The organism is Vineibacter terrae (genome assembly GCF_008039615.1).
In the GTDB taxonomy this organism is placed as follows: domain Bacteria; phylum Pseudomonadota; class Alphaproteobacteria; order Reyranellales; family Reyranellaceae; genus Vineibacter; species Vineibacter terrae.
Genome location: NZ_VDUZ01000111.1, coordinates 1 through 1695 on the forward strand (window position 1 = coordinate 1; position 1695 = coordinate 1695).

The window sequence follows — 1695 nt, forward strand, 5'->3', positions numbered from 1 at the left end:
TCCAGTTCGGCGAAAATCGACCTCGACTCCTCCATGGCGCCAAACTCCTACGCTACTACTCAACCCAACCCAGCCTTAACCCCTATCCCTCAAACGCAAGCTCTTTCTCTAATGCGATTGCCCTGCCTGCGGGTGCTGCGTCTATCCCGTGCCTGCGACTTGGAGTAGTATCACTGGTTCGCGCCGGGCGATGGGGAGGCAGCGGCGACGATCATGAGGGGAAGGCGCCAGCTCGGGCTTGTGGCGGCCATGGCGCTGGCGGCGTCGCTGATGGCGGCACCGGCGGCGGCCGACCCGCACGAGGATGCGCGTGCGGCGTACTATCGCCGCGACTATGCGACAGTGATGCAGCTGCTGCGGCCGCTGGCCGCCCAGGGCGATGCGCAGGCCCAGTTCGGGCTGGGCTTCCTCTACGCCAACGGCCAGGGCACGCGGCAGGATGACACCCAGGCGGTGCGATGGTTTCGCCGCGCCGCCGACCAGGGCAATGCCGACGCCCAGGCCGATCTCGCGTTCATGCATGCCGCCGGCCGTGGCGTGCCGAAGAACGAGGCCGAGGCGGTGCGATGGTACCGCAAGGCGGCCGACCAGAACCATGCCGGCGCGCAGAACAACCTGGGCTACATGTACGCCCAGGGCTGGGGCGTGCGGCGCAACGATGCCACGGCCGTCGGCTGGTATCGCAAGGCGGCCGACCAGGGGCATGCCGATGCCCAGGTCAATCTCGGCTTCATGTACGACAACGGCTGGGGCGTGAAGCGCAGCTACACCGAGGCGTTCGCGCTGTATCGCCGGGCCGCGGCTCAGGGGCACGTGATTGCCCAGTACAACGTCGCCAGCCTGTATCTCGCCGGCCAGGGCGTGCGGCGCGACGATGCCGAGGCGGCGAAGTGGTATCTCGAGGCCGCCTACCAGGATTATGCGCCCGCCCAGTTCAACCTCGGCTACATGTATGCCCATGGCCGGGGCGTGCCGCAGGACGACGAGAAGGCTGCTGAATGGTACCGCGAGGCGGCCGACCGGGGCGATGTGCGCGCCCAGGTCAACCTTGCCGCCATGTATGCCGACGGCCAGGGTGTGGAACCCGACCTTGCCGAAGCGATGAAGTGGTATCGGCAAGCGGCAGATCAGGGCTATGCCGAGGCGCAGTACCGGGTCGGGGTGATGTTCGACGACGGCCAGGGCGTGGCGCCCGACGACGCCGAGGCGGAGCGCTGGTACCGCAAGGCTGCGGCGCAAGGCCATGCCGGCGCCCAATGCGGCCTCGGCAGCCTGTATGCGATGGGCCATGGCGTGCGGCAGGACGATGCCGCTGCCGTGCGCTGGTACCGCCTCGCCGCCGAGCAGGGTCATGCCGGCGCGCAGGCCAGCCTGGGCTTCATGTACGAGGCCGGGCGGGGCGTGATGCCCGACAAGGAAGAGGCGCGGCGCTGGTACGAACGTGCCGAGGCCACCCTGCTGGCGGCCGCGCCGGACCAGGACGACGTCGGCATCCCGAGCGAGCGGGTCGGTCCTGCCGCGCCCGACTCCCAGATCGCCGAGATCCCCCGGCCGGCCGGCGGCCCGCGCTAGCCCGAAGTTACCCCTGACAGAGTCAGGTAAGTATTTGGCTTTGTTGAAAAAAGCGGCGATTTTGCGTCCAGTATGTAGGCATGTAAATGGTGTTTTTGAGTAGCAATTATGGATATATTGTGC

The 1695-nt window shown here is 67.4% G+C and carries 1 protein-coding gene; it reads left to right on the top strand.

Going from position 1 to position 1695, the window contains the following annotated elements; all coding sequences use genetic code 11:
- The first annotated feature begins 213 nt into the window (after positions 1-213).
- On the top strand, positions 214-1572 hold the full coding sequence (locus FHP25_RS42380) for a tetratricopeptide repeat protein (protein ID WP_147852678.1): 1359 nt from the start codon (positions 214-216) through the stop codon (positions 1570-1572).
- Positions 1573-1695 lie beyond the last annotated feature (123 nt).

Excerpts from the sequence above, each read along its gene's own strand:
- FHP25_RS42380 (WP_147852678.1), top strand. The coding sequence starts at position 214 with ATGAGGGGAAGGCGCCAGCTCGGGCTTGTGGCGGCCATGGCGCTGGCG.